This is a genomic window from Rhizobium etli 8C-3, from assembly GCF_001908375.1.
Lineage (GTDB): Bacteria > Pseudomonadota > Alphaproteobacteria > Rhizobiales > Rhizobiaceae > Rhizobium > Rhizobium etli_B.
Window position 1 is genome coordinate 3320170 of sequence record NZ_CP017241.1, and the last position, 19730, is coordinate 3339899.

A 19730-nucleotide genomic window follows, 5' to 3' on the forward strand; every position below is an offset into this window, starting at 1 on the left:
ATTTGAGGGGTATTATGGCCGGGGCAGTCCGCTACAGGAATGGTTTTAATGCGCAGACAGGCGAGCGGTTGCACGGCGCGGCGCACCTGGCGCAGTCGCTCTGGAGCACCCGGATCAACGAGCGCGTCATGCTGCTCGCCTTCGGGTCCGACCTTCGCAGCCTGCTTTCGGAAGACCTGACGCCGTCGATCGCGCTCTTGATCTACAACGAGCTGGTCGTTTCGGCCGCCAAATGGGAGCCGGAATATGTGCTGACCCAGCTGCAGCTCGTCTCGATGACGGAGGGTGGCGCGCTCGGGCTCCGACATGCCGGCCTCTATTTCCCCGAAGGCCGCTTCGGCAACTTTGATATCGCCGCCGCTTTGACCCTGCCGGCTATCCCGCTTGCCTGGAAGGGAGCTGCCGCGTGACGATCGATCTTATGACGCTACCGCCGCCGGCGATCATCGAGGAGCTGGATTATTCGGCTATCGCGGCGACGTACAAGGTCCGCTTTGTTCAGACTTGGGAGGCGGTCAGAGTTGCCCACTCGGAGCTGAACCTTCCGGCCTACGACGTCGAGATGCTGGAAACCGATCTCGCGGTCATCATCAGCGAGGCCGAGAGCTACCGCGATACGGTGATGCGCGCTCGCATCAATGATGCGATCAAGGCGAACCTTCTCGCCTTCGCGCGCGGTGCCGATCTCGACCATCTCGCCGCCTTCTATGACGTGATCCGTCTTCCCGGCGAACAGGACGATCGTCTCGCCGCTCGTGTCATCCTCGCCATCCAGGGCCGGTCCACAGGCGGAACGGAGCCGCGCTATAAGTTCGTCGCGATGTCGGTTTCGATCGAAGTGAAGGACGCGATTGTCTATACGATCGGCCGCAGCCCGATCATATACATAGCGATTTTCTCGACCGCTCCCGATGGCGTCGCAACGCCGGCGCTTCTTGCGGCCGTCGATGCCGCCGTCCAGGCAAAGACGGTGCGCATGGTCAACGACACGATAGTCGTCGCTTCTGCGGTGCGGACAGTGGTCAATCTTTCCGCGAATGTCTGGCTTCTTCCGGACGCCGATATCGAGACGCTTGCGCGCGCCGAAGCCAACCTGCGATCAGCATGGGCGATGGCTCAGACGCTCGGCCGCGACCTCGTGCAGGCGTGGTGGGTGTCGAAGCTGATGATCGAGGGCATTCACAAGATTGAGCCGCTCTCGACCGGTGACACTGTCGTGCAGCCGTCGCATGCAGTCTCTATCGGCACGGTGACGCTTATCTTGGCCGGGCGGGACTACTGATGAACGCGAGCCTGCTACCCAACAGCTCTAGCCTATTCGAAAAAGCGATGGAAAGCGCGCTTGCGCCGCGCTGGGATGCTTTCGGCGACGCGGTGGCCACGATCCGAACGGCGAAGCTAGTTTCGCCGCCCCCATCCTTCCTGCCATATCTCGTTCACGAATACGGCCTCGGCGAACTGACGCCTTACGTCCCGAACCTCTACACACTGATCGTCGGCCGCGAAGGTATCAATTGGCAGCGCGTGCGCGGGACGCCGGCAGCGGTCGAAAAGGGCCTTGGCTGGCTCGGCTATGCCGCAGAGATGGAAGACGCCTGGGCAGGCCGCACTTACTGGAATTCGACACAGCTCCATTTCTCCACGCTGCCGGTCGCTGATCATCCCGACCTGGAGCGCATCGAAGGTGTCGTCATGTTGTCGCTGCCAAAGCGCTCGCAGCTGCGGCGCGGCGTCTATCAGTATGACGTCCGCGCGCTCGTGTCAGATCGGTCGCGAGCGGACGGTAGCTTGTTTGATTGGTCGAGCGGTATCGACGTCACCCAGCAAGGCACGCTCTGGTCTTTTGGCCGTACGACCGAGGTCGAGCACGTCCTGACCGAGGCCGAGGGAATGGCAATCGGCAACTGGATCGCAATACCTGAGGTCGAAGGTCTCCAGTGGTCGACGATGCAATACCCGTGGGTGACCGCGACCTTTTCCTGGGCCGCCAATGCCGCAACTCAGCGCCGTGCCTTGATGGCGGCCTGGTTCGAAGGGCGGGCGCTCTACGCCACGTTACGCAGAAGCGACGGCGAGATCATCGGCCATCGCCGCTGCCGTGCGGTATGGCCGAGCATGCAGCAGTTTAACGGCTGCTACAGCTTCGCCGGAGTGTCCTATCAGCCGATGACGGGTGCCACGCGCGTCTACATCGAGGCGATGACGGATTTCGGCGATGCCGCGGATGTCACGGCCGAGAGCATCGAGCTGACGATCGGCGCAGCGCGTGGCGCCGGCGTTCCTGCAGGCCGCCTTTGGCTCCAGCCGGGCGAATTGACCGGCGGTCATGCGATCGCATCCATCCCTGTTTCCCTGCCGCTGCGCGCGACGGTTCGCGAGCAGCTTAAATTCCTCATGAGGTTTTGATGGCCTACGAACACGAAAGCGGCCTGCCTTTCGCTTATGACCGCGCGACCGGCAAGCCGGAGCAGCAGAGCGTTGTCTTCTATGGCGAGCGTCCCTACGTCCAGGGCGCCGAGTTCAACGATCTGCAGCGGATCATTCGCGGGCGTCACGACCGTCTCGGCCGGCTGGTCGCCAATGACGGCAACCGCATCGAGCGCGCCGAGGCGATCGTCGACGCCGAGGCCGGGACCGTCAGTCTGACGGATGGCAGGATCTATGTCGCCGGCGATGTCTTCCCGGTCTCCGCCGCTGTGCTCGCCGAAATCCCTATGATCGGGCGGACCGAAATCGGCGTGCGGCTGACGAAGACCTGGCTGACGCACGAAGATGATCCTTCGCTCCTCGGCCTCGTTCCCGGTTCTGACGCCGAGGGCGAGCCGGGCGCAGCCCGCGAGATCGCAGCCATCGCCTGGGCCCACATCGATGACGCCGGCGCTGGCACGTTCTATTCGGTCTACACGCTCCAGGACGGCACGATCCTCGATCAGACAGGCCCGTCGATCCTTGAACCGGCAATGCAGGCGCTCGCGGCCTACGACCGGCCGAACGGCAACTATATCGTCTCTGGTTGCCGCGTGACGGCGCTTGGCGCAAATGCCGGCGCCCAGGCGTTCTCGATCGAGCAGGGCGAGGCGAACATCAACGGTTTCAAGCGCACCCGCCTGGCAGCTCTGCGGCACAACGAGCCGGAAGCCTGGGAGGAATTGGCTATCCCCGGCGAGACGCACATCTATCCGGGCGGCGCGAGCTTCACGTTCGACGTCTCCTTCGCGCCGATCGGCGTCATCAACTCGATCCTCCTGACGAAGGAAAAGATCGTCACGCTTACCCGCGGCGCGATCGCCCATGGCGCGGATGCGCTCCCGGACGATAGCGTCGTGTCCGTCTCGCTGGTGAAACAGGGGGTGACGACTTACACGTCTCCGGCGAGCTACAACCTCGTTGGCAACAACATCGATTGGGCACCGGCTGGCGCTGAACCTGCGGCGGGATCGACCTATGACGTCACATACCGCTACCGCGCGCTTGTCGTGCCGACCGCGTCGACTGCCACGAGCATTGCGGTTTCCGGAGGCGTCGCAGGCGGCGAAATCATCGTCGCCTATACGCAGAAGCTGCCGCGCATCGATCGCCTCTGCCTGCAGCAGGACGGCTCGCCGCTCTACATCAAGGGCCTTCCGGCCCGCTATAATCCATTGCCGCCAGGCGCACCGCAGGATGCTCTGAAGCTCTGCCAGATCTACTACGACTGGATCAATCTGCCGGTGATTTCCGCCGATGGCGTAAACGATGGCGTCCGTTTCGTCTCCGCCGCCGAGCAGGCCCGCTATAACCGCCAGCTCCTCGACCTGGTTCGCCTCGTCCAACTGGAGCGGCTGAAGAGCGGGATCGACAGCCGAGAGCCGGTTGCCAAGAAGGGTATGTTTGTCGATCCGTTTATCGACGATACCTACCGCGACGCCGGCACGGTACAGACCGGCGCGATTAGCGACGGCATGCTGCAGCTCGCGATCACGCCGACCTTCTACCAGGCTGATCTCGACGGTCCGGTGACCCTTGACCTGGTCGAGGAGGTGATCGTCGCGCAGGAGCTGAAAACCTTCTGCGAGAAGATCAATCCCTACGGCAACTTCACGCCGCTACCAGCCGCCCTGAAGCTGACGCCTGCCGCCGACTTCTGGACCGAAAGCCGGGAGGATTGGCTCTCAGCTCAAACGCAGGAATTCAACCGCGGCGTCCGCACCGATGGCGGTCCGCTGCAGACGTCCACGTCCGTGACGCAGCTTGTCGATGAGCGCGTCGAGCAGATTGAGTTCCTTCGGCCGATCGTCATCGCCTTTGAGGTCTCCGGCTTCGGCGCCGGCGAAATACTTAACACGTTGACCTTCGACGGCATCAACGTGAAACCGGCCGGCGTCCAGACGGCGGATGCAAACGGCAAGTTCAGCGGCACCTTCAATATTCCGGCGAACGTCACGGCCGGAAGCAAAGTTGTCGAGGCGATCGGCCAGGGCGGGACGGGTGCGATCGCGCTTTTCACCGGACAGGGCACGATTGAGATCGATGTGATGCGCCGCGTCACGACGATAAGCCGCTGGACGCGCCCGCAACTCACACGAAGCATCCGCCGCGACAATGGCAGCGGCAGCGACAACCGCAGCACCGATCCCCAGGCGCAGTTGTTTGCGGTGCCCGAACTTCGGCAGATTGTCGGCGTCGACTTCCATCTCTGCAAAATCGGTAACACAACCAATCACCTGCTAGTCGACCAAGTCTCGATCGACACCGGCTATCCTACCAACGATATTGCGGCAGAGGCCGTCGTTTCGATGGTAGGCGCTGCGATCGGCTGGAAGTCGGTGCGTTACAATCTGCCGCTCACGACCTCGGCCGACACCAAACACGCCTTCGTCATCAAGACCGACGATGCCAATCACTCGATTTCGATCGCCAAGCTCGGCGGCTTCGACGTTGACCAGCAGAAACGGGTGACGGCGCATCCTTATGTGACCGGCCCGCGTTTCTCCTCGGTGAATGCCGAGACCTGGTCAGCGCACCAGGACGAGGCCTTGGCCTTCCGGATCGTCGCGGCGAAGTATCCGGTCACGACGAAGACTGTTGCCCTCGGCAGCTTTAACCTGGTGAACTGCTCCGACCTTCAGGTGCGCGCGGCCGTCGAGCTTCCGACGGCGGGCTGCAGTATCGTCTTCGAAATCGAACGACCGAACGGAACGATCTACAAATTGCTGCCGTTCCAGGTGTTGCAGCTCACGGAATTCATCACCGAAACGGTCGAGCTTCGCGCCGTGCTGACTGGCACGCAAAAGCTCTCGCCGATCCTCTACGCACCGGTCGAACTGGTGGCGGGAAGTATCGCCACAACGCTCAGCTATGTGACGCGAGCATTCACGCTTGGCGAGGCGGTGCGCGTCACTTCTTACTTGAAGACGTTCCTGCCGGGCGGGGCGACGATCAGCATGGCCTTCGCAAAGGACGGCGGCGCATTCGCCAATCTGCCCCTGGTCGACACGGATGCACTGGCATTCCCGCTTTGGACTGAAAAGAGATATGAGGCCACCGGGCAGACTGGCACGCTAGTGCGGCTCAAGATTTCGGCGACCGGCGGTCCCGCTGCTCGTCTTATCATCGGCGACTTCGGCGCTGGCATTTTCTGAGGGTGATTGATGGCTAACACACCGAACTTCGCAATTCCGCTGCCTGATCCCGCCGCCGATGTCGACGAGGAATTCTACCGGCTGCAGCAGGCCTGGGCGATTGTCGACGCCGCTCTGTGGAACCTGAGCGTGGCACTCTCCGGGAAGGCTCCCTCGCTCCACGAGCATCCGATGGAGCAAATCACCGGTCTGCTGTCAGCACTTGCCGGCAAGATGGACGCCTCGACGACGTTCGATCTCGATGATCTCACGGACGTTTCCGGCACGGCGGCGGCCGCAATTGGCTACGTTCTCGTCAAAGCAGCCGGCGGATGGCAGCCGAGCTCACCAAGTGCAGCACTCGGCGCACATCAGCACGCCACGGGCGATATCGTCGGTCTGACCGCTGCCATCAATTCGGCCGTTGCTGCCGTGATAGCCTCCGCGCCCACCACCCTGGACACTCTGAATGAGCTTGCCGCTGCACTGGGCGACGATCCGAACTTTTCCGCGACGATCACCGCGCTTATCGGAACGAAGGCGGCACGCGCGATCACTGTTTCCGCCGGCACCGGCTTGACCGGCGGCGGCGATCTATCAGCCAACCGCACGCTTTCGCATGCTGATACATCTTCGGCGGGCTCGGCCAACAATACGGGCGTCAATTTCATTCAAGGCATCACACTTGACGGATTTGGACATGTGACGGCGCTTGATTCGACAAGCCTTCTTACTGCATTGGCAGCAGGAACTGGTGCTGGCGGTGTGGGATCATATGCGATGCTCTATCGCACAACAGGAGGAGAGGCGCTCCCCGGAACGACCGCATCCGGTTCGAACCTCGAATATTCTAACGCAAACGGCAACACCAGCGGCACGAGTCCCGGCGGTACATGGCGTTGCATGGGTTACCACAATACATCGCCAGAAGGCCGCAAGGTGACCCTTTGGCTGAGGATAAGCTAATGGAATATCGCAACCCCGTTTTTAGCCGCGCCGACGAAGGCGCCATTGATATGGAAATTGAGCATCCGGTCCATGGCTGGATACCATTCACTGCTTTACCTAATGACGTTGAAGAACATGGTAGGGAATTGTTCGCCGCCGCCGTCGCCACTGGCAACGTCGCCCCTTACGCTCCACCAGTACTGCCTCCGCCGACCAGCGAAGGCGTTGACGCCGAACGCGACCGCCGGATCACGGCAGGCTTCATATTCAACGGTTTCGCGTTTCAGTCACGTCCGGAAGATCGTGAAAATATCATGGGTGCTTCAACCGCAGCGCTCGCCGCAATGGTCAATGGCGCTCAACCGGGCGACTATCGTTGGCACGGCGAAGACAGCGATTTTCGATGGATCGACGCTAATAATGTGATGCATCCGATGGACGCGCAGACGGTGTTTGCGTTCGGTAAAGCGGCGATGTCGCATAAGCAAGCGCATATCTTCGCTGCACGGGCGCTAAAGGATATGTCACCGATTCCTGCTGACTATGCCGACGATCAGCATTGGCTTTCGCAAGTGGCATAGACAACTGAACAAAACTCAGCCATTTATTGGCCATTCAAAGATGCTTTGAAGAAGGGCTGACAGCTGTCAGCCCTTTTGCCTGAAGGGGCGCATGTAGGGTCGCGAAGAACTTATCGCTTGATCCCTTCTCTTCAGGAGACACCATGTAATGGCTGGCACCACCGATTTCGTCGGCGTCCGCGTCTTCTCCGATCTCCGTTCGACCGTCGCCAAGATCGACACGCGCGACAGCACCGTGCTTGGCATGGTGCTTCCCGCGCCGCTCGCCGACAACACGGCGTTCCCTGTCGGAGAACTCGTTCGCCTTTCCACCGATGACCCGGTCCAGGTTGCCAAGCTCGGCGCCGGCATCGCGCTCGACACCGTCAATCAGATCGCCTCCGAAGGCATCGTCACCGACATTGCCTTTACCCGCGTGGCCCATTCCGCCGAGGCCGATCCCGCCGCCAAGCTTGAGGCGGAGATCAATAACATCGTCGGCTCGGCCGGCGCCAAGACCGGCATTTGGACGATGCTGGAGGCCAAGGCGCATCTCGGCCTGGAGCCGGGCGCCATCATCGCCCCCGGCTACACCTCGCAGCGCATCGGCGGCGCGGCCAATGCCGTCGCAACCGCCATGTCCACGGTCGCCGGCAAGATCATCGACTGCATGGCGATCGTCGACACGCCGGTCACCGACCGCGAGGCGGCCGCTGCCTATGCCGAGGACTTTGCCACGGCGTTGAACGTGATTGCCTGCTATCCGCAGGTGATCGTCAATCTCGGTGCCGGCAACGTCACGCGCTCGATGTCGCCGCATGTCGCCGCCGCCATGATCCGCCGCGACAAGGAAACCGGCGGTCCCCACAAGGCCTTCTGGAACCGGCCGCTGCAGGGCATTCTTGGCCCGTCCATACCGGTTGGCTACATCGACGGCGAGATCACCTCGGACGCAAACTTTCTCAATCAGGTCGGCATCGGCACGATCATCGAGGGCAAGCTGCTCTGGGCGCCGTTCACCACTGCGAGCGATCCGACCGTGCAGAAATGGCGCTCGATCAAGCGTATCCGCACCCGCCGTGCGGTCGAAAAGGCCGTGCTCCGGCCGTTGCGCCAGTATCTCTCCGAGGACATCACTCCGCACATGGTGTCGCTGATTTACCGTTCGCTCGATCAGTTCCTCGGCGACCTTCAGACGCTCGGCGCCATCATAGATTATGAGCTGCTCTGGTCCGCCTCCATGAACCCGGCAACAATCCTGGAAGCCGGTGCGCTGCGCGTGAAGATGCGCTTCGCCGAGACGCCCGATCTGGTCGACCTGCAGATCTACAGCGAGCCGCAGCCGGAAGCCTTCGATGTGCTCCAGGCGGCGATCGCCGCCTCGCTCTCGCAGCTCGGCCTCAACAACGTCCGCGTAACGGCTTAAGGAGACACCGATGGACCGCATCATTCACGGCTCCAACTGGTACTGCAACGAGATCAATCAGCGTCTGCGCATCGATGAGACGACGCTGCCGGAGCTTTCCCGCGAGATGACGAGCTACGTCATGGGCGGCGGTTACTTCGCGCTGGATCTGCCTGCCGAAATTCAGGCGCTAACTGCCGAAATGACGGTCAATGGCGCGCACGAGGATCTCCGCAGCCGCTTCGGCCGCGAGCCGGGCGACTGGACAACGGTCGCCTATTACGAGAGCCTCCTCGACGTCTTTCCGGCCGGTTCCGACGGCAGCGTCCAGACGAGCGGCTCGCCGAAACTCAACGGACGCGTCGTTTTCCTGAAGGGACTGCTGAACAGCTACACGCCGGGCGGCGTCAAAGGCCTGAAGGCCACCGGCGCAACGCGTCTGCGTTGGTCATCGATCGTGCTCTACCACGATCTCTTTAACGGCAAGACGGTCCACAAGTTCGATCTGCAGAACAACGTGCTGATCATCGACGGTGTGAACTACACCGCCGACCATAACCGGCTGATCAGCGCCTAAGGGAATACCAGGGAGCGCACCGCTATAGGCGCGCTCGGCGAAGGCCGGCCGGCCGGAAAGGGCGGCCGGCCACTTCCATGACTGAGGAACAAACATGCTGACTTCCGGTGCAATCAAGGTTCCCGTGACCACGCCGAACTCGAAAGACGATCCGGCAGACGTCAAGACTGAGCACATTACCCTGCCCCCGTCGGAGATGTGGGCCGCGCTCGACAACCGCAGCGCCCCGATGCAGCCGGAGCCGAAGCCCGCCGATGCCGGTCCCGACAAAGCGCAAATCATCCACGCTTTCATAAACCCCTCTGCTCGATCGAGAACGATCCCGCTGGTTTACCCCTTCACGCTTAATGGCGAAGACGTCCGCGAAGTCACCGTTCGCCGTCTGACGCTTGGCGAAGTGCAGGACCTGCTGGCGCGGACCTCGGGAGCGGCGCTGACGGCCATGGACATCTATGCCGAGATGACCGGGCTCACGGCCGAAATCCTTCGCGGCCTGGACGATGAGGACGGCACGGCGGTGACGGACGCGGCCTATGATTTTTTTCCCCCACGGCTGCGTCCGGACAGCGCATCGTCGGAGAACTGAGACACTGGCGCAGCTACGCTGCACGCGTGGCCGCCTATCTGCACCTTCAGCCGGAACGAAGCATGTTTTGGGACGAACTGATGCTCTGGTTTGATGAAGCGCGGCAGATCCATGCCGAGAGCTTCGGGCTGTTGAACATAATGCTCGGAGGCGCCAAGAATGGCTGATTTCGACGTCTCGATCCGCGCCAGGCTTAAGAACGATGTCAAGCGCGAGGGCAAGGAACTTGAGCGCGACCTGAAGGGCATCAACCAGGCGATCAAACAGCTCGATCGTTCCGGCACTTCGAATAACCTTGGCGCCAGCGTCGAGAAGGCCGGTCGCGCTGCAAACCGTTCGACGCAGGCGGTTCGCACCCTCGATCGCGAGGCCCGCAAGCTCAACGGCATCAATACCAACGCGGCGGAGCGGGAGATCGATGCGCTTGGCAAAGCCAGCCAGCGCGCAAAACGGGATGTCGAGAGCCTGCATCGAAGCTCTCGCAATCTGAACCAGATCAGCGCTTCGAAGCTCGATGGCATCCAGCGCTCCACCGGGATCTTGAATGGGACGATGGGCCGGCTCGCCGGAAGCGCTGGCAGCGCCTTCGGCGCATTGCTCGCCTTCGCGTCCGTCGACAACATCGTCCGGGGCATGGAGCGGCTGGGCGAGCAGGCCCGCAAGCTCGATCGCGAAGTGGCGTCGGTGGCTGTAACGGCCGAAATGCGCACGCCGGAGGCGATCGCGCGCATTGGCAAGTCGAATGAGGGATTGTCGATCCGCTACGGCATCGACCAGTCCCAGGTGAATGACGCGCGCAAGGCTTACGCGGCCGCCGGCTTTGGCGTCGACCAGCAGGAAGCGATCCTCGATCCGAGCCTGAAGGCGGCAAAAGCTGGAGACAGCACTGGCGAGACGATCGCGGCGGCCATCATCGCAGCTCAACAGGCGCTTGGCGTAAAGAACGCCGAGGTGCCTGCGGCGCTCGACATGATGGCGAAGGGTTCAAAGCTCGGAAGCTTCGAAGTCGATGCCATGGCCAAGAACTTTCCGGCGCTGGCCACCATGTACGGCGGGACCGGTCGTCAAGGCCTGCAGGGTTGGGCCGAGTTAATCGCCGCCGCCCAGGTCGTGAGAATGGGCGCGGGCGACCAGACCACAGCCGCCACCAACCTCCAGAACGTCATCAGCAAACTTTCATCGCCCGATACGGTGAAGAACTTCGATGAAAAGGGCGTGAGCCTCGAAAAGCTCAAGGCTAGGTCCATCAAGAATGGAACGCCCTATTTGATGGACTTGGTCGATGAAGTCATGCGCCTCTCTGGCGGCGATGAGTTCGTCATCGGCGAGTTGTTCGGCGACATGCAGGCCAAGGCGGCGCTCGCGCCGCTGATCAACAATCGCGAGAAATATAACGAGTTCCTGAAGCAGATCATCGGGCAGAGCCAGGGCACCGTCGACACGGACTACGATTTCCTCCGGAACAGGCCGCAGGAGAAGGCTGACCGGCGCGGCGCTGCTTTGACGGCCACCGGCGACAAGATCGGATCGGCGTACAACAGCGTCACCGATCCGCTGCGCGATGCAGCCGTCCGGGCCGTCAATCCCGACTATGCAGTGCAGGAAGACGACTACAGGAGATCCCAGCTTCGAAAGCTTGGACCTCTTGAACTGAGCAGACAGATCGGCGCGGCGAAAGGTCAGCTTTCCGCCCTGCCCTCGGAAATGTTCGACGCCGTCGTGCCGTCACTGGCGCTGACGCGCGGCGCGACCAAGCGTCGGCTGAAAGAGTTGCAGGACGCAATGTCTGCGCTCGACGGCGGCTCCTCGCTGGAGGCGCGAGACGAGAGAGCGGCCGCCGGTCCCAGCTCCTTGCAGCGGTTCCTGTTCGGCCGCGCGGCCGAGCCGGGCTTTAACGTGAAAGACCATCTCGGCATCGATCTAAAGCCCCAAGCCGAAAGCTCGATGCAAGGCTATAACGAAGCCTTGAGCGCCGAGGGCGACAAGGCGATCGCGATCGCCCGCGACAAGGCGGCCGCGATCCGTGACAGCTTCAATTTCACGGCGACGCCGACGATCGCACCGACCTTCCTGCCACCTGCCGGCGCACCGGCCGCGACATCGGCGCCAAAGGACAAGCAGTCTTCATTGGTGCCCACTTCCGGCGGCACCGTGAAGGTGGCGCAATACTTCCCCGGCGGCAATGCCAGGCTCGCGAGCCTCAGGGCGCAGCGCGAGCAGAACCGGTCCGTGCGCATGGCGGCCGCTCGCTCGCTCTCCGACACAGGGTCGAAAACCGCATGAGTGTTTTCAATCCGACCGGTGCCTTGATTTCGATCGGCGGCGCCATTCTTTACACGGTGGGCGGCCTCAATCCGCAGCGGCTCGCCTTTTCCAGCGAAGCACGGTTTCCGGCGCATCCGATCCCGGCCGGCATCGCCTATCAGGCGACCGGCCTCGGCGAGCAGAGCCTCTCGATCGAGGCGCGGACCTTTCCGCATGTGATGGGCGGCCTGGATGCGTACGCGGTGCTCGAAGCGCATCACAAGAGCCAAAGCACCGTGCCGGTCATTCGGCTGAAGGGAAACTTCATGGGGCTGGTTTCCGGCCTCTATGTCATCCAGTCGCTGGAGACGGACGAGGAGAAGCTTCACCCGTTCGACGGCGTCGGCCGCATCGTCGACGTCAATATCGGCCTTCTGAAAATGCCCGATAGCTTCGGCAGCTCCGGCGGCATCATTTCCGGCTTTGGAGCGCTGCTATGACGACGTACACCGTGGCCTATGGCGGCGAGCGGCTGGACCGGATCGCTGCGAAGACGTTGCAGACCGAGCAGCTAGGGGCCGTCGAAGCGCTGCTCGACGCCAATCGCGAATTGGGCGACTTTGCCGCCGGCATCATCCCGGCCGGAACGGTCATCGTCATTCCGGAAAGCTTCAGCGGCAAGGCCGGCGTGAAGCGCGTTCTGGCGTGGGAGTGACGATGCCTAAGAAACCAATCGTCCAGGTGATCGGTCAAAGCGGCATGGACCTCGTTGCGGGCTGGGGAGCCGCCCTCGTCGCCGTCCAGTTCACGGACAACGACGGCGCGGAGGCCGACGAGCTAAACATCACTTTCTCGTTGTCGCCGCCGTTTCCGGATAGCCCGGCCGAGGGCACGCGCTACCGGCTTCTCTATGGTTGGGATCGTGGCGCGTTGCGCGACGGCGGCCTCTTCACCTACCAGTCCGACAGCCTGGGCGGCGATCCCGAGAGCGGTTACACAATGACGATCACGGCGCGGGCCAGCGATTTCATCGACGCGGACAAGAAGGCAGATAGCGAGCACTTCGAAGACACGACGGCCGGTGAAATCTTCAAGACGATCGCCGCCCGATCCGGAAAGACGGCCGCTGTCCACCCCGATATCGCGAAGATCAAAATCCCATATCGGCTACGCTACAATCAGTCGGCGACCGGCTTTGCGAACGAGCTGGCGGAAGAGCTGGGCGGAACGCTGAAATTCGCCGGCGGGAAGATGCTGGTGCCGACGCGGAACTCCGGCCAGACGGCGAACGGCGCCGCGATGCCGACGATCGTCGTTTCCTATGCGTCCTCGCACAGCTTCGAGCTTTCGACGGAGGGCCGCAGCAAGTATGCCGAGGTCGGCAGCGGCTATTTCGATCCTTTGGAGGGCGTTCAAAAGCTCTTCGAAGCCGCCTCGATCGGCAGCGCCTCGCGCTTCCTTTCGCTCCATCCGGCGCGGAGCAAGGAGGAGGCAGAATATGCCGGCAAGGCACAGGCGGCCGAGCAGGCGCGCGACAGCGTCACTGGCAGCGTCGAGTGCGAGGGTGACGTCGATGCTATGGCGGGCGCGCCAGTAAACCTGATGGGCTTCGGAACGAGCCGCGATGCGGCCGATCTAGTGGCGGCCTCCATCCAGCACAGCTTCACCTTCGATGAAGGCGGCGGCTGGATCATGTCGATCGAGCTGGCGAACAGACAGATGAGCAAGGATTAGGTTGCCCAGCCGGGCGGCCGGAGCGCGGAAACGCTCCAACGACGGGCCTTAGTTTGGCGACCAGACCCGTCCGACAGCAAGTTTACAAAACCGTCACACCCGTACCCTGCAGGGCCGGGAATGCGTGACTGAGTCGTGAGATATTTGAAATGGTGAATATCGAAGAGTGGCGGGATGTCCCCAACACGCAACCGCCGGCCGCCTGGATCGGCGGCAAACGCTGTCTTGCCCCGCGCCTGGTCAAGATGATCGCTGCGGTGCCCCATGTCGTTTACGCCGAGCCGTTCGTGGGCATGGGCGGCGTGTTTTTTAGACGAACCAAAGTGCCGCGCGGCGAGGTGATCAATGATCGCAATGGCGAAGTGGTCAATCTCTTCCGGATCCTGCAGCGACACTATCCGCAGTTCATGGATACGCTGAAATTCCAAATCACCAGCCGCCGAGAATTCGAGCGCCTCAAAAGCTGCGATCCCGCCACTCTGACCGACCTCGAACGCGCTGCTCGCTTCATCTATCTGCAAAAGCTTGCATTTGGAGGAAAAGTTGCGGGGCAGAATTTTGGCGTCGATAGCAGCCGTGCCGCTCGCTTCAATTTGAACCGCCTGGCACCACTCCTGGAAGACGTTCATGAACGCCTCGGAGGTGTCGTGATTGAGAACTTGGATTGGCTCGCGTTCATCGACCGCTACGACCGACCGGACACCCTCTTTTATCTCGATCCGCCATATTTCGGCAGCGAAGGCGACTACGGGAGAACGCTGTTTGGCCGGGAGCAGTTCGAAGTCATGGCGGAGCGCCTCGGTCGCACCAAAGGCAACTTCATCTTGTCCATCAACGACGTTCCGCAGATTCGCGATGTGTTCAGCCGGTTTACTTTCGCAGAAGCGGAATTGACCTATTCGATTTCTGGCGGAGAAGGTACGCCGGCACGAGAGCTGATCATCATGAAAAGGGCGACTTGAGTTGCTGTGGCCGTAGCCGTGCTAAGGGGCTAGTGTTCTTCTGAGTGCCCGCCATGCGCTTCATCGTAACGGTGGAGCGCATTTAGATAACCTGAAACCGCTTCCGCTAACTGACGCGACAAGCCAGTCTGGAGTTGGCCCTTCAACTTGGCTATCTCATCGGTGTCACTGTCGACAACACGGTATTTGGCGTTGCCCTCTGCCTCAATGCGATACTTCATGATTTCATGTCACAGTCATCCAGCTGGTGTTGATGCGGAACTAGAAATCGCCAGAACGGTTTCAAGCGCCCTTGGCGAAACAAGCGGCGCAGGGGTTCCTTGGCCGGGGTTACGTGGAAATAGCCCCGGCCTCAATGCCTTAGCTTCCGTCATCGCCGATATAGCTTCCAAACAGCAGCTTGCCGGATTTCGCCCCGCAAGCCGAGCATTTCAGCCGCTCTTCGATCTCAGTGATGAGCGCATGCCGCATTGCCATGGATAGCTTGTCTCGCTGAAATTCCCGTGTCACTCCGCAGGCCGTGCATTCGACCACGATGTCGATGTGGTAGGGGCAGGTGTTGATATATCCGGGTGTCCAATCCCGTATCGGCTGAAATCGGCGCATGCTTAATCCTCGCAAGGATCGACCGCCGCATGTCGAAATGATTATGGAAAGCTCCCGCCCGAGCGACATATGAAATGGCGCTAGTTCAGCGTAAGGTCAAGCCGTTCCAGGTCCAGGCCGCCAAAATCAAAGGCTCTCCTCAGCGATTGCAACGTGCCGGTTCGATCTCCGACAGCAAGCCGCGCGCATCTCAAGCCGAGGCCGAAGGGGCGGGCGGGTAGCAAATCAAATGGAACGGGTGAATTGCCTGGCGGTGCAGAGACGACTGGGCTCGCCGTTAAGGTCGCAACGCGCAACTCCTTTTGTACGTTAGCGCACTGGAACGTTTTGATGCACTGACCGTTCATCTGTCATCGCGCGATGAGGTAGCCCGTTAATCACATTACTGGGATGGCGTCCGCCCCTCGTTCGCCCGCCGAGTCGCGCGAGCCCAGCGCTGTAGTTGGATCAGCTACGGCGTAGGATGCGACGGGCTCGTCTCAAACTCGTGTATGCTGTTTTACCGGCCCCGAATTAACGGCTAAGACCGGTTAAGCACGGAGGAGCACAAGATGTCCCTTCTAGATTTACTTCCCCTCGATGAAAGCCAGATCGACATGGTCACCACGGTGGTTCACCAGTGGTGCAAAGGTCATCATGTTCCGATAGAGAGCGGCCGTGGCCGTGTGGCGATGACGACCGCCGTTAGTCTCGCAATAGGGGGCGAGCATTCATCTCAAGCGCTCGCCGAGGCCCTCGGCCGCTCGATGCGGATTGAGCAGTTCAAGCGGCCGATAGAATAGTATCCCCGCTGAATTCGCGGTGTGCGCATTGCGTGATTTAATTGTCGGATGGCAAAGCCCCCGCGTTCCAGGCCTCTTCAGGCCGTTGACAACCCATTGCGAACGCGACCGCGAAAGCCTCGCGATCCCGCGCAGCCGAACCTCCCCCTCGATCCCATTCCGGATCGCATTGAGCCGTGTCGCACTTCTCAAGCCGAAGCCGCCGAGGGGCGAGCAGTGGGTTACGAAATCAAATGGGACGGATATCGCCTAGACTGCCGTCGCCAACGCCAGCGAGCTACTTACCGCTTTGCCGTGATGTCGGCCTCGGCACGCGTAAGAAAAGCCTCGGTTACACCAGCAAGATTGTCCTCCAGCCACTTTGCCATGGCGATTTCTTCTTTGAGGATTCCTTCGCAGACCGCCTTCGTTTGCTGATCGCCTGCGAACTCTGCGGCCGCGATAAGAATCCTGTAGCTGGCAATCTCGAGGTGTTCGAATGTGTAGCTCGCCAGTGAGCCTTTGACGATTTCGTCGCTTACAAACAAGCCGCTGAGGCCCTGGCCGAAAGCGGTTATCTTTCCGGCCATGTCCTTGATGGTCGAGGAGCCTCCACCTATGCGGTCCAGGCACATTTCCAGTGATTTTGCCTGCTGCCTGGTTTCTTCGAGATGCTGGCCGATGCGCGCCTTCAGATCCGGATAGTTTTTGATGCGCTCGTATTGTGCCTTCAGCATCGTTTCGGCCTGCTCTTCCATCGCGTGAGCGTCACGGAGCCAAGCGACGAGATTGTCTTGTGCAGTAGACATGAGGTCCTCCATTGTTACGGCGCTAACGGACCGTCTCATGAAATGTTCCGCAGATCCTCGCAGGATCTTCATTGACACGCTACTGAAGCGATTGCCTGCAACTGGAATTGCGCCATGAAAAGCCTCATCATGAGATGGCGGGCGCATGCTGTCTTGTCAGCCTCGAATTAACGGCTGAGGTTGAGAGTTCAGTAGCTTGCGCAGCGTGCAAATCTGCGCGGCGTTTGCTATAGTCCGTTCAGTGGCGTATCATCCGCCATCGGCCTCACGATCAAGGGCGCAGGCTGCTGGGGAGACATTCTGCTCTTGCCCATAAGGGAGGAGCAAGATGCCCGACCGAAACGCAACGCCCAACACCCTCATCGCAGCGATGGATGAACAAACGGCCTGGGCCGTTCTGGATGCATCGGAGCGTATCGAACTCGACATCCGTTACCAGCTGCAGGCTCCCAACACTCCAAACGACTACGTTTATTTTCCGGAATCAGGCGTCACCTCAATGGTGGCCCATGCGCCGGGCGGCTTGAAGATCGAAACAGGCATTATCGGAAAGGAGGGAATGGTCGGAACGAATGTGCTCTCGGGAGTCAATCAATCCCCCCATGAGATATTCGTCCAGATGGCCACCACGGTTCGACGCATGCCCGTAGACCAGATGCAGTCCTTGATCGCGGGCAACCCGGCGCTTCAGAACCTCCTCGTCCGGTATTTGCACACCGTACATGTGCAGGTTGCGTGCACGGCGCTCGCAAACGGTAGGACGACAATTGTTCAGCGGCTGGCTCGCTGGCTGCTGATGTGTCACGATCGGGTCGGCAGTCCGAAACTGTCACTGACCCACGAGTTCCTGTCCCTGATGCTGGGCACCCGCAGGGCCGGTGTAACGACCGCATTGCACATTCTTGAAGGTGAGCACCTGATACGATCCGAGCGTGCCATTTGCACCATCACCGACCGGGCCGGCCTTAAAGCACGAGCCGGTGGAATTTACGGTATACCCGAGGCGGAATACCGTCGGCTAATTGGCGTAAGCGCACAAGATCAGGATGCGACCATCAACGCGACGGCGGCCTCGGGTAATTATCGTCATGGCAACAGCCGAGATGAGGCAGCTTCGAAGCAGCCTTAGGGCGTTTCGAACAATCTCAGAAATTCCGGAACCTAGTGTCAAAATTCCGGAATTTCGCGGCCGGCTACAAAGATCAACATCTCCACCGTACTGGCCGGACAGAAGCTTGGAATCAAGGAAGTCGACGACGGCATTTGGCTCGTCAGCTTCATGCACTATGATCTGGGATATATCGACCTGGAACAGAGGACTTTGCAAACCATCGACAACCCGTTCGGCACGAGGTTGTCACCCATGTGTTAGGTACGTTCTGTTACCTATGTCTTCGGTATGGACACGAATTTGATGGTAGCGGAGGAGGGATTTGAACCCCCGACACAAGGATTATGATTCCTCTGCTCTGACCTACTGAGCTACTCCGCCACTGGTCAACGATGCCGTTCGCGAAGCGGCGGCTCGTGGGATGAGCGGCTTATAAGGTGCGGTCCGGCTTGGTGTCAAGCAGGTGACATCAAGAAAACGGCGCGTTTTGTTGCAGGCCGTTTCGCGCCCGGTTCAGGCGGCGGCGGCTCTGGAAAGCAGGGCTTTCAGCGAGGCTTCGGCCGTCGGCTCGCGCTCTGAACGCTCGACGAAGCCGCCGCCAAACACGCGGGCGTCATCGCCAGGCGCCGAATAAAGCGCGCATGCCTGGCCCGGCGCCACGCCGGCTTCGCCGACGGTCAGGTCGACATAGATACCGCGCGCATCGGCACGGACAACCGCCGGCGCCGGTGCCCGGGTAGAGCGAACCTTCGCGTAGCAGGCAAAACCTTCGCCGGAGGACGCTTCGGCAAGCGGCTGGTCGCCGAGCCAGTTGACATCGCGAAGATAGACGCGGTGTGTCTCCAACGCTTCCTTGGGGCCGACAATGACACGGCGCGAGCGCGCATCGAGAAAGACGACATAGAGAGGCTCGCCGGTCGCAACGCCGATGCCGCGGCGCTGACCGATCGTGTAGTGCAGGATACCGTCGTGGCTGCCGAGCACGCGGCCGTCGAGATGTACGATCTCGCCCGCCAGCGCCGAGTTCGGCTTCAGCTTGGTGATGATATCGGAATACTTGCCTTGCGGCACGAAACAGATGTCCTGGCTGTCGGCCTTCTTGGCAACGACCAGGCCCATCTCTTCGGCAAGTCTGCGGGTCTCGGCCTTCGGCAGGCCGCCGAGCGGGAAGCGCAGATAGTCGATCTGTTCCTGGGTTGTTGCAAACAGGAAATAACTCTGGTCGCGCTCGGCGTCGGCTGGACGGTAAAGCGCGCGGCGGCTTGGGTTGCCGGATGTCGGGTTCGGGCGCGAACGGATGTAATGGCCGGTCGCCAGCGCATCGGCGCCGAGTTCCTTGGCGGTCGCCAGAAGATCGGCGAACTTGACGGTCTGATTGCACGACACGCAAGGGATCGGCGTTTCGCCGGCCACATAGCTTTCCATGAAAGGATTGATGACGGTGTCGCGGAAGCGCTTCTCGTAGTCGAGCACGTAATGCGGAATGCCGAGCGTTTCGCAGACCCGGCGCGCGTCGTCGATGTCCTGCCCGGCACAGCAGGAACCGGCACGGTGAACGGCCGCTCCGTGGTCGTAAAGCTGCAGCGTGATACCAAGCACATCGTAGCCCTGACGCTTCAACAGGCCGGCAACGACGGAACTGTCGACGCCGCCGGACATGGCAACGACAATGCGCGTATCTTCCGGTTTCTTGTCAAAATCCAGTGTGTTCACGAGTGCTGCCAGTTCAGTGCTTGTTTCGCCCCGCCGTCTGCCCTTGAAATGCGGCGAATTTCCTGTTCTTCCGGCAGGCTGGTCCGCCGGGCTTTCGTGGCCGTGGATATAGAA

20 protein-coding genes, 1 tRNA gene and 2 pseudogenes are annotated in these 19730 nt (G+C 61.0%); 18 read left to right on the plus strand and 5 right to left on the minus strand.

Going from position 1 to position 19730, the window contains the following annotated elements:
* The first annotated feature begins 14 nt into the window (after positions 1-14).
* The 14 genes from AM571_RS16580 (at position 15) to AM571_RS16645 (ending at position 14616) form a co-directional block, all read left to right on the plus strand.
* Positions 15-410, plus strand: a complete 396-nt coding sequence (locus AM571_RS16580; protein WP_074062350.1) for a GPW/gp25 family protein — start codon at positions 15-17, stop codon at positions 408-410.
* On the plus strand, positions 407-1282 hold the full coding sequence (locus tag AM571_RS16585; RefSeq protein WP_081377111.1) for a baseplate J/gp47 family protein: 876 nt from the start codon (positions 407-409) through the stop codon (positions 1280-1282). Before AM571_RS16580 ends, AM571_RS16585 begins: the two co-directional genes overlap by 4 nt.
* Positions 1282-2406 carry a phage tail protein gene (locus AM571_RS16590; protein ID WP_074062351.1) on the plus strand — a complete coding sequence of 375 codons (1125 nt, stop codon included), beginning with the start codon at positions 1282-1284 and terminating at the stop codon, positions 2404-2406. The genes AM571_RS16585 and AM571_RS16590 overlap by 1 nt, the downstream gene beginning before the upstream one ends.
* Positions 2406-5621: a DUF4815 domain-containing protein gene (locus AM571_RS16595; protein ID WP_074062352.1), complete on the plus strand. Its 3216-nt coding sequence runs from the start codon at positions 2406-2408 to the stop codon at positions 5619-5621. Before AM571_RS16590 ends, AM571_RS16595 begins: the two co-directional genes overlap by 1 nt.
* A gap of 9 nt (positions 5622-5630) precedes the next feature.
* Positions 5631-6566, plus strand: coding sequence for a hypothetical protein (locus AM571_RS36355; protein WP_074062353.1), 936 nt, complete (start codon positions 5631-5633; stop codon positions 6564-6566).
* Positions 6566-7129 (plus strand): DUF4376 domain-containing protein, encoded by a 564-nt coding sequence (locus AM571_RS16605; RefSeq protein ID WP_074062354.1) that lies wholly within the window; start codon positions 6566-6568, stop codon positions 7127-7129. Before AM571_RS36355 ends, AM571_RS16605 begins: the two co-directional genes overlap by 1 nt.
* Positions 7130-7277: 148 nt before the next feature.
* The gene (locus AM571_RS16610; RefSeq protein ID WP_074062355.1) at positions 7278-8534 is read left to right on the plus strand and encodes a phage tail protein; all 1257 of its coding nucleotides are present in this window, start codon (positions 7278-7280) and stop codon (positions 8532-8534) included.
* 10 nt (positions 8535-8544) lie between these two features.
* On the plus strand, positions 8545-9090 hold the full coding sequence (locus tag AM571_RS16615; RefSeq protein ID WP_074062356.1) for a phage major tail tube protein: 546 nt from the start codon (positions 8545-8547) through the stop codon (positions 9088-9090).
* A gap of 94 nt (positions 9091-9184) precedes the next feature.
* Positions 9185-9676 (plus strand): phage tail assembly protein, encoded by a 492-nt coding sequence (locus AM571_RS16620; protein WP_074062357.1) that lies wholly within the window; start codon positions 9185-9187, stop codon positions 9674-9676.
* A 159-nt stretch (positions 9677-9835) separates the two neighbouring features.
* On the plus strand, positions 9836-11959 hold the full coding sequence (locus AM571_RS16625; RefSeq protein ID WP_074062358.1) for a phage tail tape measure protein: 2124 nt from the start codon (positions 9836-9838) through the stop codon (positions 11957-11959).
* On the plus strand, positions 11956-12420 hold the full coding sequence (locus AM571_RS16630) for a phage tail protein (protein ID WP_074062359.1): 465 nt from the start codon (positions 11956-11958) through the stop codon (positions 12418-12420). Before AM571_RS16625 ends, AM571_RS16630 begins: the two co-directional genes overlap by 4 nt.
* Complete coding sequence (locus tag AM571_RS16635) at positions 12417-12635, plus strand: tail protein X (RefSeq protein WP_074062360.1); 219 nt, start codon at positions 12417-12419, stop codon at positions 12633-12635. Before AM571_RS16630 ends, AM571_RS16635 begins: the two co-directional genes overlap by 4 nt.
* A gap of 2 nt (positions 12636-12637) precedes the next feature.
* Positions 12638-13654, plus strand: a complete 1017-nt coding sequence (locus AM571_RS16640; protein WP_081377114.1) for a phage late control D family protein — start codon at positions 12638-12640, stop codon at positions 13652-13654.
* A gap of 149 nt (positions 13655-13803) precedes the next feature.
* On the plus strand, positions 13804-14616 hold the full coding sequence (locus AM571_RS16645) for a DNA adenine methylase (RefSeq protein WP_074062362.1): 813 nt from the start codon (positions 13804-13806) through the stop codon (positions 14614-14616).
* 29 nt (positions 14617-14645) lie between these two features.
* Here AM571_RS16645 and AM571_RS16650 read toward each other — a convergent pair whose 3' ends face one another.
* Positions 14646-14837, minus strand: coding sequence for a hypothetical protein (locus tag AM571_RS16650; RefSeq protein ID WP_074062363.1), 192 nt, complete (start codon positions 14835-14837; stop codon positions 14646-14648).
* Positions 14838-14976: 139 nt separating this feature from the next.
* Positions 14977-15222, minus strand: coding sequence for a hypothetical protein (locus AM571_RS16655; RefSeq protein WP_074062364.1), 246 nt, complete (start codon positions 15220-15222; stop codon positions 14977-14979).
* A gap of 551 nt (positions 15223-15773) precedes the next feature.
* On the opposite strand from AM571_RS16655, the gene AM571_RS16660 reads away from it, so the two are divergent.
* Positions 15774-16004, plus strand: a complete 231-nt coding sequence (locus AM571_RS16660) for a hypothetical protein (RefSeq protein ID WP_074062365.1) — start codon at positions 15774-15776, stop codon at positions 16002-16004.
* Between the two features lie 48 nt (positions 16005-16052).
* A pseudogene (locus AM571_RS37425) lies at positions 16053-16256 on the plus strand (ATP-dependent DNA ligase); the annotation flags it as partial.
* A 29-nt stretch (positions 16257-16285) separates the two neighbouring features.
* Here the strand turns inward: AM571_RS37425 and AM571_RS16665 are convergent.
* On the minus strand, positions 16286-16792 hold the full coding sequence (locus AM571_RS16665) for a ferritin-like domain-containing protein (RefSeq protein WP_074062366.1): 507 nt from the start codon (positions 16790-16792) through the stop codon (positions 16286-16288).
* A gap of 328 nt (positions 16793-17120) precedes the next feature.
* Between AM571_RS16665 and AM571_RS16670 the strand changes: the two genes are divergently transcribed.
* Together AM571_RS16670 and AM571_RS38385 are read left to right on the plus strand one after the other, a co-directional pair.
* On the plus strand, positions 17121-17921 hold the full coding sequence (locus AM571_RS16670) for a Crp/Fnr family transcriptional regulator (protein WP_074062367.1): 801 nt from the start codon (positions 17121-17123) through the stop codon (positions 17919-17921).
* A gap of 69 nt (positions 17922-17990) precedes the next feature.
* Positions 17991-18164 (plus strand): annotated as a pseudogene (locus AM571_RS38385) (IS481 family transposase); the annotation flags it as partial.
* Between the two features lie 43 nt (positions 18165-18207).
* Here the strand turns inward: AM571_RS38385 and AM571_RS16680 are convergent.
* Together AM571_RS16680 and mnmA are read right to left on the minus strand one after the other, a co-directional pair.
* Positions 18208-18284, minus strand: a tRNA-Met gene (locus AM571_RS16680).
* 132 nt (positions 18285-18416) lie between these two features.
* Positions 18417-19616, minus strand: a complete 1200-nt coding sequence (gene mnmA, locus AM571_RS16685) for a tRNA 2-thiouridine(34) synthase MnmA (protein WP_074062369.1) — start codon at positions 19614-19616, stop codon at positions 18417-18419.
* Between the last annotated feature and the right edge of the window lie 114 nt (positions 19617-19730).